General features: G+C 68.0%; 11 protein-coding genes. All 11 read left to right on the forward strand.

The annotated features are described in order from the left end of the window. Positions 1-44: 44 nt before the first annotated feature. The gene (locus AC1RNC_RS22495; RefSeq protein ID WP_492086188.1) at positions 45-1,307 is read left to right on the forward strand and encodes a TolC family protein; all 1,263 of its coding nucleotides are present in this window, start codon (positions 45-47) and stop codon (positions 1,305-1,307) included. After that, entirely contained in the window at positions 1,307-2,473 is a 1,167-nt protein-coding gene (locus AC1RNC_RS22500) for an efflux RND transporter periplasmic adaptor subunit (RefSeq protein WP_492086187.1), read from the forward strand. Before AC1RNC_RS22495 ends, AC1RNC_RS22500 begins: the two co-directional genes overlap by 1 nt. A 31-nt stretch (positions 2,474-2,504) precedes the next feature. Next, positions 2,505-5,750, forward strand: coding sequence for an efflux RND transporter permease subunit (locus AC1RNC_RS22505; protein ID WP_492086186.1), 3,246 nt, complete (start codon positions 2,505-2,507; stop codon positions 5,748-5,750). 109 nt (positions 5,751-5,859) lie between these two features. Then, positions 5,860-6,210, forward strand: a complete 351-nt coding sequence (locus AC1RNC_RS22510) for a DUF190 domain-containing protein (protein WP_492086185.1) — start codon at positions 5,860-5,862, stop codon at positions 6,208-6,210. Positions 6,211-6,221: 11 nt separating this feature from the next. Continuing rightward, a complete protein-coding gene (locus tag AC1RNC_RS22515; protein WP_492888339.1) occupies positions 6,222-8,246 on the forward strand; it encodes a heavy metal translocating P-type ATPase in 2,025 nt (674 codons plus the stop codon). Positions 8,247-8,831: 585 nt separating this feature from the next. Next, on the forward strand, positions 8,832-9,296 hold the full coding sequence (locus AC1RNC_RS22520; RefSeq protein ID WP_062095849.1) for an SRPBCC family protein: 465 nt from the start codon (positions 8,832-8,834) through the stop codon (positions 9,294-9,296). A gap of 168 nt (positions 9,297-9,464) precedes the next feature. Beyond that, positions 9,465-9,746, forward strand: a complete 282-nt coding sequence (locus AC1RNC_RS22525; protein WP_492888340.1) for a hypothetical protein — start codon at positions 9,465-9,467, stop codon at positions 9,744-9,746. A gap of 59 nt (positions 9,747-9,805) precedes the next feature. Next, complete coding sequence (locus tag AC1RNC_RS22530) at positions 9,806-11,038, forward strand: TolC family protein (RefSeq protein ID WP_492086182.1); 1,233 nt, start codon at positions 9,806-9,808, stop codon at positions 11,036-11,038. 11 nt (positions 11,039-11,049) lie between these two features. Next, a complete protein-coding gene (locus tag AC1RNC_RS22535; RefSeq protein ID WP_492086181.1) occupies positions 11,050-12,228 on the forward strand; it encodes an efflux RND transporter periplasmic adaptor subunit in 1,179 nt (392 codons plus the stop codon). Then, on the forward strand, positions 12,218-12,637 hold the full coding sequence (locus AC1RNC_RS22540; RefSeq protein WP_492086180.1) for a hypothetical protein: 420 nt from the start codon (positions 12,218-12,220) through the stop codon (positions 12,635-12,637). Before AC1RNC_RS22535 ends, AC1RNC_RS22540 begins: the two co-directional genes overlap by 11 nt. Continuing rightward, positions 12,634-15,852, forward strand: coding sequence for an efflux RND transporter permease subunit (locus AC1RNC_RS22545; protein ID WP_492086179.1), 3,219 nt, complete (start codon positions 12,634-12,636; stop codon positions 15,850-15,852). The genes AC1RNC_RS22540 and AC1RNC_RS22545 overlap by 4 nt, the downstream gene beginning before the upstream one ends. Positions 15,853-15,886: the final 34 nt, after the last annotated feature.

Raw genomic sequence — 15,886 nt, forward strand, 5'->3', positions numbered from 1 at the left:
AGGAGGCGGACCGTTTGCGTCTCAATCTCTAGGAACACATCTTCATGACTCTCATCATGCGTGGACGGTTGCGTTTCGCGGCCGTGAGCGCGGCCGCAGTCGCAGGCGCGTTGGCGTCCGCGAGCGGCGCGGTCGCCGATCCGGCGCCGCCGTTCAAGGACCTGCTCACGCAGGCCCAAACCAATGCTCCGAGGCTTGCCGAAGCCGCCGCTGGCGTGCGCCAGGCCGAGGGCCTGGCTCGCCAGGCCGGGGCTCGACCCAATCCCACCGTCGGAATGGAAATCGAGAACTTCAGCGGCAGTGGGATCTATAGCGGCGCAAACAACGCCGACACGACCCTTTCGCTGAGCCAGCCGCTGGAAGTCGGCGGCAAGCGCGGCGCACGCGTGGCCGCCGGCCGCGCCGCGCTCGATGCGGCGCGTGCGCGTCTCGTCCAGTCCAAGGCCGACTTCGCCTTCTCGCTGGCCGACGCTTACGCCCTGGCTGAAGCGGCCGAGCGCCGGGTCACCCTGGCCGAGGAGGCCGTGACTCTGTCGGACGAAACCCTGCGCGCCTCCCGGGCCCTGGTCGACGCCGGCAAAGAGGCCGAACTGCGGACCCTCCAGGCGCAAGCCGCGCTCACCGGCGCTCGCGCGTCGTTGGAAGAAGCGCGGGCCGAGCGGACGGGAGCATTCTCGCGGCTCACCGCCCTCGTCGGATCGACCACGCCCTACACCTCGCTCAGCGACAGCCTGCTGACCAGCCCCAAGCTCACGAGCCTGCCGGACGACATTGACGCGCTATCGACGCCCGCCGTCCAGGCGGCCGAGGCCGATCGCGAAGCCGCCGCCCGCCGCGTGCGCATCGAGCGGACCCGCGCGGTGCCGGACGTCACCGTCTCGGCCGGTGTTCGCCGGTTCAGCGGTGATGACTCCACGGCCTTGATCGCGGGGGTGTCTTTGCCAATCCCGGTTTTCGACCAGAACCGCGGCAACATCACCGCCGCCCAAGGCGAGCTGCAGGCCGCCGAGGCTCGGCTCAACGCCGCGCGGTTCGACGCCGAGGCTGACATCCGCACGGCCCGGTTCCAGCTGGGCGCGGCCCAGTCGCGCGCCGACGCGGCCGGCCAGGGCGAAACCAGCGCCGCCGAGGCCTTCCGCCTCACGCGGATCGCCTACGAGTCCGGCAAGGCCCCCCTTGTCGAGCTGATCAATGCGCGTCGGTCCCTGGCCGAAGCGCGTGACCAAACCATTCAGGCCCAATTGGCGCGCGTTCGCGCCGAGGCCGACCTGGCGCGCCTGCAAGGCCGCCTCTTCGGAGATCGCTGATGCGCAAGTCCAACTCCTCGAACCGGCAGTTGCTGCTGGCCGGCGCGGCCGTGGTAGTCGTGGCGATCGCCGCTTTCTCGGTCGGCAAGATGTCGGGCGGCAAACCCGTCGAGACGGCGGCCGCCGAAAAGCCGGCGGCGGCGGCTCTTGCGGCCGGACCCCCGAGCTTAGCGATGGGCCCCGAGCGCATCACCGCCTCGGGCGTCCAGCTGCAGACGGTCAGCACCGGGGGCCTGGCTTCCGAAGTCGTGGCGCAGGCCACGGTTGAAGCCGAACCCGGTGGCGAGGCGGCTTTGACCGCCCGCGCCGCCGGGTCGATCACCCGGATCACCAAGCGCCTCGGCGACCCCGTGCGGGCCGGCGAGACCCTGGCCCTGGTCTCCAGCCGCGAGGCCGCCCAGATCTCAGCCGACCGTAGCGTCGCCTCGGCCAAGGCCGACCTGGCGCGCAAGAACCTGGCCCGCGAAAAGCGCCTCTTCGAACAGAAGGTCAGCCCGCGCCAGGACTACGAGACGGCTCAGGCCGAGGTGGCCGTGGCCGAGGCCGAGGCCCGTCGCGCGGCCACGGCCGCCGGCGCCTCGGCGGTGTCGGGTGGCTATGTCGCCGTAGTCAGCCCGATCAGCGGCCGCGTCACCGCCATGACCGCCAGCCTGGGCGCCTTCGTGGCTCCCGAGACGGAACTCTTCCGCATCTCCGATCCGGCCAAGATCCAGGTCGACGCGTCGGTTACCGCCGCGGACGCCCGGCGCGTTCAGCCCGGCGACCAGGCCATCGTCGAGACGACCAGCGGCGAGACCCGCACGGCCGTCGTGCGATCGGTGACGCCCGGCGTCAACGAGGAGACTCGCAGCGCCACGGTGGTTCTGACCCTGACGGGCGGGGCAGGGCTGTTGCAGCCGGGCCAACTGGTCCGCGCCCGCATCACCTCGCGCCAGTCGACCTCCAGCGGGATCGTCGTGTCGGAAGAGGCGGTCCAGACCGTCAACGGCAACGACGTGGTCTTCGTCCGAACGAAGGAAGGCTTCCGGGTGCAGCACGTGCTGGTCGGCCAGCGCAGCGGTGGCCGTGTGGTCATCGTCGATGGGCTGAAAGGCGGCGAGACCCTGGCGGTCAAGAATGCCTTCCTGCTCAAGGCTGAGCTCGGCAAGAGCTCGGAAGAAGACTGACCCCTAACCGCTATTCTGGAGACACGCCGAAATGATCGGTCGCTTACTCTCGATGTCGGTGAAGGGGCGCTGGTACGTCCTGCTTCTCACCGTCATCATCGCACTCCTCGGCACCTGGCAGCTGACCAAGTTGCCTATCGACGCCGTTCCCGACATCACCAACAACCAGGTGCAGATCAACACCGTGGCCGGCGCGCTTTCGCCGGTCGAAATCGAAAAGCGAGTGACATTCCCGGTAGAAACGGCCCTGGCCGGCATCCCCGGCCTGGAGACCACCCGCTCGATCTCGCGCAACGGCTTCTCGCAGGTCACCGCGATCTTCTCTGAGAAGACCAACCTCTACTTCGCCCGCCAACAGGTGGCCGAGCGTCTGACCCAGGCCAGCGACAGCCTGCCCGCTGGGATCCAGCCGCAGATCGGGCCCGTCACGACGGGTCTGGGCGAGGTCTACATGTACTCGGTGGAGTACGCCAATCCGGGCGGCAAGGGCGCCAAGGTGCGTGACGGCCAGACCGGCTGGCAAAGCGATGGCGCCTATCTGACGCCGGAGGGCGAGCGCCTCACCGACGCCACCTCGCAGGGCGCCTATCTGCGCACCATCCAGGACTGGGTCGTTCGTCCGCAACTGCGCACCGTCAAGGGCGTGGCCGGCGTCGACTCCATCGGCGGCTTCCAGAAGCAGTACGTGGTCGAACCCGACCCGGCCAAGCTGGTCGCCTACGGCGTCTCTTACACAGATCTGGCCAAGGCCCTGGAAGGGGCCAACCTCTCGGTCGGCGCTAACTTCATCCAGCGCGCCGGCGAAGCCTACTTGGTCCGAGCCGACGCGCGGGTTCGCACGCTCGACGAGATCCAGAACGCCATCATCGCCACCCGCCGCACCGTGCCCGTCGCCGTCAAGGACGTCGCCACCGTGCGAGTCGGCGGCGACCTGCGCACCGGCGCGGCCAGCAAGAACGGTGAAGAAGTGGTCGTTGGCACCGCCCTGATGCTGATCGGCGAGAATAGCCGCTCGGTCGCCAAGTCGGTCGGCGACAAGCTGATCGATGTTCGCAAAGCCCTGCCGAACGGCGTGGTGATCACCACCGCACTCGACCGGTCGGTTCTGGTCAACGCCACCATCAAGACGGTCGAACGCAATCTGACCGAAGGCGCCATCCTGGTCGCCGCGACCCTTTTCCTGCTGCTCGGCAACATCCGCGCGGCCTTCATCGCCGTGCTGATCATCCCGCTCTCGTTCGTGATGATGGCCATCGGCATGAACGAGCTGAAGGTGCCCGGCAACCTGATGAGCCTGGGGGCGTTGGACTTCGGCCTGATCGTCGACGGCACTGTCATCATCATCGAGAACTGTCTGCTACGGCTTGCCGAGCGCCAGCACCACGAAGGCCGGCTGCTACGTCTGCCTGAACGCCTGGAGACCGTGCTGCGCGCGGCCCAGGAAATGATCCGTCCGACCGTCTTCGGCCAGGCGATTATCTTCCTGGTCTTCGCTCCGCTGCTGACCTTCACAGGCGTGGAAGGCAAGACCTTCTCGCCGATGGCCATCACCATCATGCTGGCCCTGGGCGCGGCCTTCATCCTGTCGCTGACCTTCGTTCCGGCTCTCGTCGCCATCCTGATGCGTGGCAAGGTCTCGGAAAAAGAGGTCAAGATCATCGCGGTTTCCAGACAGCGCTATGAGCCTGTCCTCAAGCGCGTGGTCGATCGTCCCTGGCCGTTCATCGGCGGCGCGGTGGCGCTCTTCCTGGTCGCTGGCGTGGTCTACACGACGCTGGGCCAGGAGTTCATCCCGCAGCTGGACGAGAAGAACGTCGCCATGGGCTCGCTGAAGATCCCGTCGACGGCGCTCGAACAGTCGCTGACCATGCAGCGCCAGGTCGAAAAGAGCGTCTCGTCCCTGCCCGAAGTGGAGATGATATTCTCCAAGACCGGCACGGCCGAAGTCGCCACCGATCCGATGCCGCCCAACGCCTCGGACGGCTTCATCATCCTCAAGCCGCAGAAAGAGTGGCCCAAGGACGTTGGCAACAAGGCCAAGGTCGTCGAGCGCATCGAAGGCAAGGTCGCCCCGCTGCTGGGCAACAGCTTCGAAGTCACCCAACCGATCCAGATGCGCTTCAACGAGCTGATCGCCGGTGTCCGTGGCGACGTCGCCATCAAGCTCTATGGCGACGATCTGGAGAAGATGAGCGTCACGGCTGCCAAGATCGGCGCGGTCCTGCAGTCGATCCAAGGCGCAGAGGGCGTCCGGGTCGAACAAGTCGGCGGGGCTCCGACCCTGGACGTCAAGTTCGACCGCGCCGCCATCGCCCGCTTTGGTCTCAGCATCGACCAGGTGGCCGATACCGTGGCTACGGCCATGGGCGGGCGTCAGGCCGGCGACGTCTTCGAGGGCGACCGCCGCTTCGACATTACCGTCCGGGTGCCGATGGCCCAGCGTGATGACCTGGACGTCCTGGGCGCTCTGCCGGTCATGCTGCCGGCCGGCGACAACGGCCTGCAACGTTCGGTGCCGCTGCGCGAGCTGGTGCAGTTCCGCTTCTCGGATGGTCTGAACCAGATCAGCCGCGAAGACGGCAAGCGCCGGGTCGTCATCCAGGTCAACGTGCGCGGTCGCGACATCGGCTCGTTCGTCAACGAGGCCCGCAGCAAGGTCGAGGCCATCCAGCTTCCGACCGGTTACTGGCTGACCTGGGGCGGCCAGTTCGAGAACCTGAAGGCCGCCACCCAGCGCCTGGCGATCGTCGTGCCGCTGTGCTTCGTGCTGATCTTCCTGATCCTCTACATGGCGCTGGGCGGGTTCAGGTCCGCTGCTTCGGTGTTCGCAGCCATTCCGTTGGGACTCTCGGGGGGGGTCTTCGCTCTGGCGCTGACCGGGATCACCTTCTCGATCTCGGCAGCCGTCGGCTTCATCGTGCTGGCCGGCGTGGCTGTCCTCAACGGCCTGGTCGTCATGACCAGCGTCCGAGAGCGGCTCGACGCCGGCGTCCCCGTCGCCCAGGCGATCTATGAGGGCTCGGTCGAACGCTTCCGGCCGGTCCTGATGACGGGCCTGGTGCCGGCCATCGGCTTCATCCCGATGGCCCTGGCCAGCGGCACTGGAGCCGAGGTCCAAAAGCCCCTGGCCATGGTGGTCATCGGCGGCCTGGTCACGGCCACCGCCGTGACCCTGCTGGTCCTGCCCGCCATCGCCAAACTCATCCTCCAACTGGGGTCTGGTCGGAAGACCCCGGACGAGGGACCGGCCGCGTCGCCCCTGAGCACGACGCACTAGGCCGGGGCGCCGGCGCGGCCCCTCAGCCCCACAGCGTCGCGCCGGCGCATCACCTCCACTCCATCGAAGCCTCCGGCCTTCGATCGAGGCAACCGAAAAGGGAAACCCCATGCAGATCCCCGGACAAGCTATCCTTCTCCGCATCTACACCGATGAAAACGCCCTGGTCGGCGACCGCTCGCTGATGGACGTCATCGTCCAACGCGCCCAGACCGCACGTCTGGCCGGCGCCACGGTCTTGCGGGGCCGCAAAGGCTTTGGCGAGTCCGCTCGCATGCACGAGCCGCGCCCGCTCGACTTCAACGACAACCTGCCCGTGGTGATCGAGTTCGTCGATGAAGAAGCTCGACTGCGCGACTTCCTGACCAAGCTCGACGACCTCAAGGACATCGGCCTGGTCACCTTCGAGAAGGTCGAGGTCCTGCGCTACGGCGGCCATCACGTCGAGCCGCACCGGTAGGAGCGACTAGCATGACCAGCAAGTCTGCGCACGATCATAAGGGCCACGACCATGGCTCGAATAAAGAACAAAAGCACGGCGAAGGGGAGAGCGGCCACGGCCACGCCCATGGTGGGCTTTTCGGCGAGCGAACGGAGTTAATCTTCGCCCTGTTGTGCGGCGCGACACTGCTGGTTGGCTGGCTCATCAGCCTTAAGGCCGATGGCTGGATCTCGTTGGCCTTCTATATGGCCGCCTACGTGTTCGGCGGCTGGTTCACCCTGACCGAGGCGATCGAAAACCTGCGCAAGCGCAAGTTCGAAATCGACACCTTGATGCTGGTGGCCGCCGCTGGCGCCGCGGCCCTGGGCCAGTGGGCCGAGGGCGCGCTTCTGCTCTTCCTGTTCAGCATGGGCCACTCACTGGAACACTACGCCATGGGCCGGGCTCGTCGGGCGATCGAAGCCCTGGCCAAGCTGGCTCCCGAGCGCGCTACGGTTCGCCGCGATGACAAGACCGAAGACATCGCAGTCGAGGCCCTGGAGATCGGCGACATCGTCATGGTGCGGCCCAATGAGCGCATCGCCGCCGACGGCGTCGTCGTGGCGGGCGACAGCAGCGTCAACCAGGCCCCGGTCACCGGCGAAAGCGTGCCCGTCGACAAGCGCGCCAGCGCCGATCGCGATCTCGACTTCGCCAAGGCCAGCGCCGAACACCGCGTCTTCGCCGGCACCATCAATGGCGCAGGCGCGCTCGACATCCGCGTGGCCCGCAAGGCCGGCGAGAGCACCTTGGCCCGCGTGGTGCGCATGGTCGCCGAGGCTGAGGCCCAGCGCTCGCCCACCCAGCGTTTCACCGACCGGTTCGAGAAGGTCTTCGTGCCGGCCGTGCTGGTGCTGGTCGCGACCCTAATGCTGGCCTTCCTGGTGCTCGACGAACCTTTCAGCCGCAGCTTCTACCGCGCCATGGCCGTTCTGGTGGCCGCCAGTCCTTGCGCTCTGGCCATTTCGGTGCCCAGCGCGGTGCTCAGTGGCGTGGCGCGGGCCGGGCGCGGCGGCGTCCTGGTCAAGGGCGGCGGCCCCTTGGAAAACCTCGGCACGCTGACCGCTCTGGCCTTCGACAAGACCGGCACCCTGACCGAGGGCAAGCCCAAGCTGACCGATATCGTCCCTGCCGAAGGCGTCGATGAGGCCGAGCTGCTCGCCATCGCCGTGGCCGTCGAGGCGCTCAGCGACCACCCGCTGGCGGCCGCCGTTGTGCGCGACGGGGAGGCCAAGCTGACCGGCCAGGCTCGTCGTGAAGCCACCAACGTCAAGAGCCTGACCGGGCAGGGCATCCAGGCCCAGGTCGATGGCAAGGACGTCGTGATCGGCAAGCCGGGCCTGTTCGAAGGCGACCAGAAGGATCTGCCCGTATCGGTCTGGAGCGATGCCAAGCGCCTTGAAGCGCGCGGCAGGACGGTCGTCGTCGTCCGCTACGGTGATCGTTTCCTCGGCGTACTGGGCCTGATGGACACTGCCCGTCCGGCGGCCCGAGATGTCATCGTGCGCCTTCGGGCGCTCGGCATCACCCGCATGATCATGCTGTCGGGCGACAACCAGTCGGTCGCCGACGCCATCGCCAAGGACCTGGGCCTGGACGAGGCCCGTGGCGGCCTGATGCCGGAGGACAAGGTCGAGACCATCAAGGCCCTGCGCCAGCAGTACGGCAAGGCCGCGATGGTCGGCGACGGGGTCAATGACGCCCCGGCCATGGCCAACGCCACCGTCGGCATCGCCATGGGCGCGGCCGGCTCGGATGTGGCCCTGGAGACCGCCGATGTCGCGTTGATGGCCGACGACCTGACCCATCTGCCGTTCGCCGTGGGCTTGAGCCGCCGCACCAGCGCCGTCATCCGCCAGAACCTGTGGGTGAGTCTCGGCATGGTCGCAGTGCTGATCCCAGCGACGCTGTTTGGCCTAAAGATCGGCGAGGCGGTGATCTTCCATGAGGGATCGACCCTCCTGGTGGTGGCCAACGCCCTGAGGCTGCTGGCCTACAAGAATCGCAAAGCATGAGCGGAGAGGAACCACAAGACAGAGCTTCGGCTTGGGCCCGCCGATCGGCCCGCCGTGCGATGATGGCCCTGGCTGCGGCGATGCTTCTGCTCGTCATGTCGATCGGGGTTTTGGCGATCGGCCTGGAGCATCAAACATGAACCGACAACACTTGCGCCACCTAGGCGGAAAAGGAATTGGGCTTCTGATCCTGGCCCTTTCGGGCGGGGCTACTGCAGACACGATCGAAAAGCCCATCGTGCTCAACACTCAACGGGGCTTCGCACTTGAGTCGGTCCGCGCCATCGCCGAAGGTGAGGGGGTCCGTTTCCATGGTGCGATCTGTCGACGGTCTATAGGATCCTCGCCGCGGATCATCCGAGCGGATCGTCTTGACGCGGGTGGAAACGTCATCAGCACGGCGACGCGTGTCCTGTGGGGCCTGCGTGGGCGCGAGCGCCATTGCGTTTTCTTCGACCTGCCGACCCCCGGCCCGGTCATGTCAGGCGAGCAGTTTCGGGTCTGTACGCTTTCCACCAACCGTCCGTGCCCGCAGCCTGTCTCGCCTGCATCGAGCTCAAGCGAGACGGCGACGAAAGGCCGCCCATGATCATTGAATCTGAGATCGATATCGCCGCCCCCCCCACTAAGGTCTGGCGAACCTTGTCGGAGTTCGGTGGCTACCCGCGTTGGCATCCTCATTGGGAAATCGACGGCGTCCCCATTCGGGGCGCCAGCGTCTACATCCGTATCGGCTCAAATCCGGAAAAGCGTCTGAGGGTCAGGGCTCGGGTCATTGGCATGGCGCCAGGCGAGGAGATCGCCTTCCAGTCCGGTCCATTCTTCGCGAGATCGTATGAATACTTCCACCTGGAGCGCAGCGCGCGCGGCACGCTGCTTCGCCACACCAACAAAATAACCGGCCTAGCGGCGCTGCAGTTCAAGTTTAAGGCCGAGCGCGAAAAGTTGATCAGAATCTATAGCTTCCGCCTGGACGCTCTTTCGAAATACGTGACCACCAGCACACCGCTGCGAGCGGTGACACGGGCCCGTCCGCGAACTCGGATCTAACTCTCACTGCCGCGCTGATGCGCCACGCCAACTGTATCTTGTAACGTATTTCCTCGACGCATCACGGACGCTATAGGCCCTTACATGTTCGATGTGGCGACATGGCTGAAAACCTGGACGGGAGCGCTTCTAGCGTGCCTGCTGGTGCTCGCCGTAGCTGCGCCATCATTGCGTTCAGGCTTATGCTCGGCCGACTCCCTGTCGAGCAAGAAGACGAGCGCCGTCGCCGAGGCCACGACCTTAGCCCAGGCCAATGACCAGGATCCCGCAGACCTGGCCGACGGCGAGGTCTGCGGGATTGGCCATTGCCATCATTCTCCGTCGCTGATCGGGCTCGCCACGGTCGGGCAGACCTACGTCTCGGTCACGCGCATCCGCCTGACTCCAGCGCCGCCCCACATGCCGCTCTCGCGCATGCCGGACGGCCCCAACGAGCCCCCTCGAGCCTGACCCTGGCCGCGCCCTCGCGCGCGTAATCGCCTTCGTCAGTTCTCACATAGGGACCTCTCATGCATTCCCGCTATGCTCGGTCCGCCGCCATTTTCGGCGCGGTCCTGGCGCTTGCCGGCAGCGGCGCGCTTTCGCGCGCGCTCGCTGAGCCGCTCACCCTGGACGCCGCTATCATGCGCGCCCAGACCCAGTCACCCCTCGTCACGGCCGCCGAAGCTTCGGTGAAGGCTGCCGAAGGCCGCGCCCGTCAGGCCGGTCTGATGCCCAACCCCGAAGCCGGCCTCCAATCGGAGAACTTCGCCGGTTCGGGTCCGTATGGTCGCTTTGGCGCGGCCGAGACCACGGCCACCATCAGTCAGCGCCTGGAGTTGGGGGGTAAGCGTCGCACCCGCGCCGCCGCCGCCAATGCCGAGGTCGACGCCGCCCGGATCGGCTTCGTCATCGCCAAGGCCGACCTCACCCAAGAGGTCAGTGTCCGTTATGCCGAAGCCCTTGCGGCGCATGATCGTCTGGTCCTGGCCCGAGAGACGGCCACCCGCGCCGAAGGCCTATCCAAGGTCGCCGGCACCCTGGTCGAAGCCGGCCGCGAGCCGCCCCTGCGGGCGCTGCGGGCTGAGGCGGCCAGCCGTGAGGCCGCCGCCGCCGTCATTGCCGCCGAGGCCGAGGCCGCAGCCGCGCGCCGCGCCCTGGTCACCCTCTGGGGCGATGCGGCCGAGACCATCGAGCTGGTGCGGTCCCCGCAGCCGGCGACGCCGGTGATGGCCACGATCAATCCCGGAGAAACCCTGGATGTGCGCCAAGCGCGCGCCCAGCTGGAGACCGCCCGCGCGGTGATCGATCGCGAACGCGCCGCCGGCCGTCCGGACCTCACCGTCCAGGCCGGGGTTCGGCGGTTCGAGCAGACCGGGGACTCGGCGATGATCGTCGGCTTTACCGCCCCGATCCCGATCTCCAACCGCAACCAGGGCACGGTCGCGGCCGCCCGCGCGGACGCCACCGCGGCCGAGGCGCGCGAACGCCTGGCCCTGGCGCGCTCTGTTCGGGCCGTTCGGGACGGGGAGGCGGCATTGCGCGCCGCCACCGCCAGGCTGGAGGTGCTCGACAGCAAGGTCGTGCCCCAGGCCCAGACCGCCGTCGACCTGGCGCGAGGCGGCTTCGAGGCGGGGAAATTCTCGCTGCTCGAAGTCCTAGACGCGCAAGCCGCCCTGACGACCGCCCGCACAGAACTCATCGCCGCGCGTCTCGACCGCGCCAAGGCGCTGGCCGCGCTCGAACGCGCCGCCGCCCAATAGGAAAGCTCACCATGAAATCCAACGATCGAAAGACCCTGCTGACGGCCGTGGCGGTCAGCAGCCTGCTCGCCGCTGGCGTCGGCGCGCTGGTCGGCAAGACGATGCTGTCCTCGCCGCCCAAGGAAGCCGCCGCCGCCGAGGCCAAGGAAGATCACGCCGGCGAAAAGCCCCACGTGGGTATGACCGCCGATCGCATCGCCGCCGATGGCATCCAGCTGGTGACCCTCACCGGCGGCGGCCTCGACGCCGCGGTCTCGGCCCAGGCCACCGTGGTAGCCACGCCCAACGGCGCGGCGATCTTGGCGGCCCGCGCCGACGGGGCCATCGTCCGCATCAACAAGCGCTTGGGCGACCCCGTCGCCGCCGGTGAAGTGATCGCCGCGATCGAAAGCCGAGACGCCGCGGCCATCAGCGCCGACCGCAGCACCGCGGCTGCCAAGGCCGCCGCCGCCCGCCAGGCGCTCGTGCGCGAGCAGCGCTTGTTCGAGGCCAAGATCACCGCCCGTCAGGACCTGGAAGCCGCCCAACGCGAAGCGGCCATTGCCGAGTCGGAACTGCGCCGCGCCAGCGGGGCCAGCGCCGCCGCCGGGGTTAGCGGCAACGGCCGGACCTTGGCGGTCACCAGCCCGATCTCGGGTCGGATCACCGCCGCCACGGCCACGCTCGGCGCCTACGTCACCGCCGGCTCCGAACTCTTCCGCGTCGCCGACCCGGGCCGCATCGAGATCCAGGCTGCCCTGCCGGTCGCCGACGCCCAGCGCGTCAAGCCCGGCGACACGGCCGTCCTGGAATCCGCCACCGGCCCAGTGAACGCCACGGTGCGCAGCATCACCCCGGCCCTCGACGCCGAAAACCGCTCGGCCACCGCCGTGCTGGCCGTCAGCGGCCAAGCCCTGTCCTTGACGCCCGGTCAAGCCCTGCGCGCCCGGATTACCCCACGGGGCCAGGCCGCGGGCCCGGAGGGCCGCATCTCCGCGCCCGACGAGGCAGTCCAGACGGTCAACGGCGCCGAGGTCGTCTTCGTCCGCACCAAGGACGGCTTCGAACCGCGCCCGGTCCGCGTCGGTCGTCGTGGCGGCGGTCACGTCGAGATCCTCTCCGGCGTTCGCCCTGGCGAGCAGATCGCCGGCAAGGGCGCGTTCCTGCTGAAGGCTGAACTCGGCAAGGGGGAGGCGAGCCATGAGGACTAAGGTCATTCTCACCATGGCCGTCCTGGCCGCGAGCCTCACCGCCTCGGCCGCCGTGGCCAAGGACACCGTCACCATCGACCGCCTCGGCGGCCGGGAGGTCGAGATCATCACCGCTTCGGCGCGCGACACCGCAAGCGGTCTGCGTGTCTTTGGCCTGGTCCGGCGGGCGTCTGGCGCAAGCCTGCCGCCGGTCACCGCCCACCTCGACATCAGCGCCTACGACCCTGACGGTCACTGGGCCATCACCGTGCCCACCCGCCTGGCCGCGCTCAGTCCCCAGCGCAAGGATCGTGAACCGGCTCGCTACGAAGCGACCTTTCCGCTGCTGCAGCGCGCCTCGGTGACCAGGCTGCAGGTCCGCTACGCCGCCAAACCACACGCCATGGAAACCGGCGAGGTGGCCCGATGATCGGCCGCATCCTCGACCTTTCCGTTCGCTTCCGCTGGGCGGTCATCGCCCTGGTCACGCTGGTCGCGGCGCTGGGCGTCTACAACCTCGTGCGCCTGCCGATCGACGCGGTGCCCGACATCACCAACAAGCAGGTGCAGATCAACACCGTCTCGGGGACCCTGGCCCCGGCCGAGGTCGAAAAGCTCGTGACCTTCCCGGTCGAGACGGCCATGGCCGGCATCCCCGGTCTGGAGTCGACCCGCTCGATCTCACGCAATGGCTTTTCCCAGGTCACCATCGTCTTCAAGGAAAAGACCGACATCTACTTCGCCCGCCAGCAGGTGGCCGAGCGCCTGACCCAGGTGCGCCAAAGTCTGCCCGCCGGCGCCGAACCGGCCATGGGCCCAATCTCGTCGGGTCTCGGCGAGGTCCTGATGTGGACCGTCGCCTACGAGCATCCGGGTGGGAAGGGGGCCAAGGTCACCGACGGCGCCCCGGGCTGGCAAAGCGACGGCGCCTATCTGACCTCGACCGGCGAGCGACTGTCGGATGCCACTGCCCAGGCGGCCTTCCTCCGCGAAGTGCAGGACTGGATCGTGCGTCCCCAGATGCGCTCGGTCGCGGGCGTGGCCGGCGTCGACTCCATCGGCGGCTTCGAAAAGCAGTTCATCGTCCAGCCGGATCCGACCCGCATGGCCTCGGTCGGCGTCTCGTTCAACGACCTGGCCAAGGCCCTTGAGGCCGCCAATCTCGCGGTCGGCGCCAACTTCGTCGAGAAGGGCGGGGAAGCCTTCCTCGTTCGCGCCGACGCCCGCGTGCGCACGGTCGACGAGATCGCCAACGCCACGGTCGCCGCCCGCGAGGGCGTCTCGATCCGCGTGCGCGATGTCGCCACCGTCAAGCTCGGCGGCGCCCTGCGCACAGGCGCGGCCTCGGAGAACGGCGAAGAAGTCGTGGTCGGCACTGTCTTGATGCTGACCGGCGAGAATAGCCGCACCGTCGCCGGCGCCTCGGCCGAGAAGCTGACCGAGGTCGCCAAGAGTCTGCCGGCCGGGGTCAAGGTCCAGGTGGTCTATGACCGCTCCAAGCTGGTCGGCGCGACCATCAAGACCGTCGAGAAGAACCTGGTCGAAGGCGCGCTGCTGGTCATCGTGGTGCTGTTCCTGTTGCTCGGGAATTTCCGCGCCGCCCTGATCACCGCTCTGGTCATCCCGCTGTCCATGCTGATGACCGCCATCGGCATGAACAAGCTGGGCGTCTCGGGCAACCTGATGAGCCTGGGGGCGCTGGACTTCGGCCTGATCGTCGACGGCGCCGTCATCATCGTCGAGAACGCCTTGCGGCGCCTGGCCGAACGCCAGCACCACGAGGGCCGTCTCCTGACGCTGTCGGAACGGCTTGGCGAAACCCGCGAAGCCGCCCGCGAGATGATTGCCCCGACCGTCTACGGCCAGGCGATCATCCTCTTGGTCTACGCACCGCTGCTGACCTTCACCGGCGTCGAAGGCAAGACCTTCTCGCCGATGGCCATCACCGTGATGCTGGCCCTGGCCGGCGCCTTCGTTCTGTCTCTGACCTTCATCCCGGCCATGATCGCTCTCTTGATCAACGGCAAGGTGGCCGAGAAGGAAGTCGCGCCCGTTCGCTGGACCAAGTCCCGCTACGAGCCGGCCCTGCGCAAGGTCGTGGCCAAGCCCTGGCCTGTCATCGGCGGGGCCGTCGCCCTCTTCGTCGCCGCGGTCCTGACCTTCGGGTTCCTGGGGCGCGAGTTCACGCCTCAGCTCGACGAGAAGGACATGGCCGTCCAGGCCCTGCGCATCCCGTCGACCTCGCTGGAACAGTCGCTGCGCATGCAGCGGCGGATCGAGCGCGTCGTGGCGGGCTTCCCCGAAGTGGCCTTCGTCTACTCCAAGACCGGCACGGCCGAGGTCGCCAGCGACCCCATGCCGCCCAACGCCTCGGACGCCTTCATTATCCTCAAGCCCCAGAAGGAATGGCCCAACAAGGGTGAGACCAAGGCCGAGCTGATCGGCCGCATCGAGAACAAGCTGGAAGGCCTCACCGGCAACGCCTACGAGTTCAGCCAGCCGATTCAGATGCGCTTCAACGAACTGATCGCCGGCGTGCGTGGCGACGTGGCCATCAAGGTCTATGGCGACGATCTCGACGCCATGTCTCGGACGGCCGAGGAGATCGCCACGGTCCTGCGGACGGTGAAGGGGGCGGCGGACGTCAAGGTCGAGCAGACCTCGGGCTTCCCGACCCTTGACGTTCAGCTCGATCGCGACGCCATCGGGCGCCTTGGCCTGACCGTCGAGGAAGTCGCCGACACGCTCTCGGTCGCGATGGGCGGTCGCGAGGCGGGCCTGGTCTTCCAGGGCGACCGCCGCTTCGACGTGGTGGTCCGCTTGCCGGACGCCAGCCGCAACGACCTGGACGCCGTCGGCGCCCTGCCGGTCATGCTGCCAGAGCGGGCCGGCGGCGGGGCTCGCGCCTCGGTGCCGCTGCGCGACGTGGCCAAGTTCTCCTACTCGGAGGGCCTCAACCAGGTCAGCCGTGAGAACGGCAAGCGCCGCGTCGTGGTGCAGTCCAACGTCCGCGGCGCCGATCTCGGCTCCTTCGTCGGCGAGGCCCAGCAGAAGGTCGACGCCCAGGTGAAGGTCCCTGCCGGTTCGTGGCTGGTCTGGGGCGGTCAGTTCGAGAACCTCAAGGCCGCCCAGGCGCGCCTGGCGCTCGTCGTGCCGCTCTGCTTCCTGCTGATCTTCGGCCTGCTCTACATGGCCCTGGGCGGCATCGCGCCAGCCGCGGCGGTGTTCTCGGCCATTCCGCTGGCCTTGGCCGGTGGGGTGTTTGGCCTGGCGTTGCGGGGCATCCCGTTCTCGGTCTCGGCCGCCGTCGGCTTCATCGCGCTTTCGGGCGTGGCGGTGCTGAACGGCTTGGTGATGATGACGGCCATCCGTCAGCGCCTCGCCACCGGCATGGCGCTGGAGAAGGCGATCATCGACGGGGCCATGGAACGCCTGCGGCCGGTGATGATGACCGGTCTCGTCGCCTCGCTGGGCTTTGTGCCCATGGCCCTGGCGACCGGCACGGGGTCTGAGGTTCAGCGCCCGCTGGCCACCGTCGTCATCGGCGGTCTGATTACCGCCACGGCTCTGACCCTGTTCGTCCTGCCGGCCATCTGCCGCTTCGTGCTGCGCAAGGCCGAAACCCGGAGTCCTGAACACAGCTGAGCCAAGGGCGGGGGGGGGGGGAGGGGGGGGGGGG

The organism is Caulobacter sp. GW822-FHT01G02 (assembly GCF_058802865.1).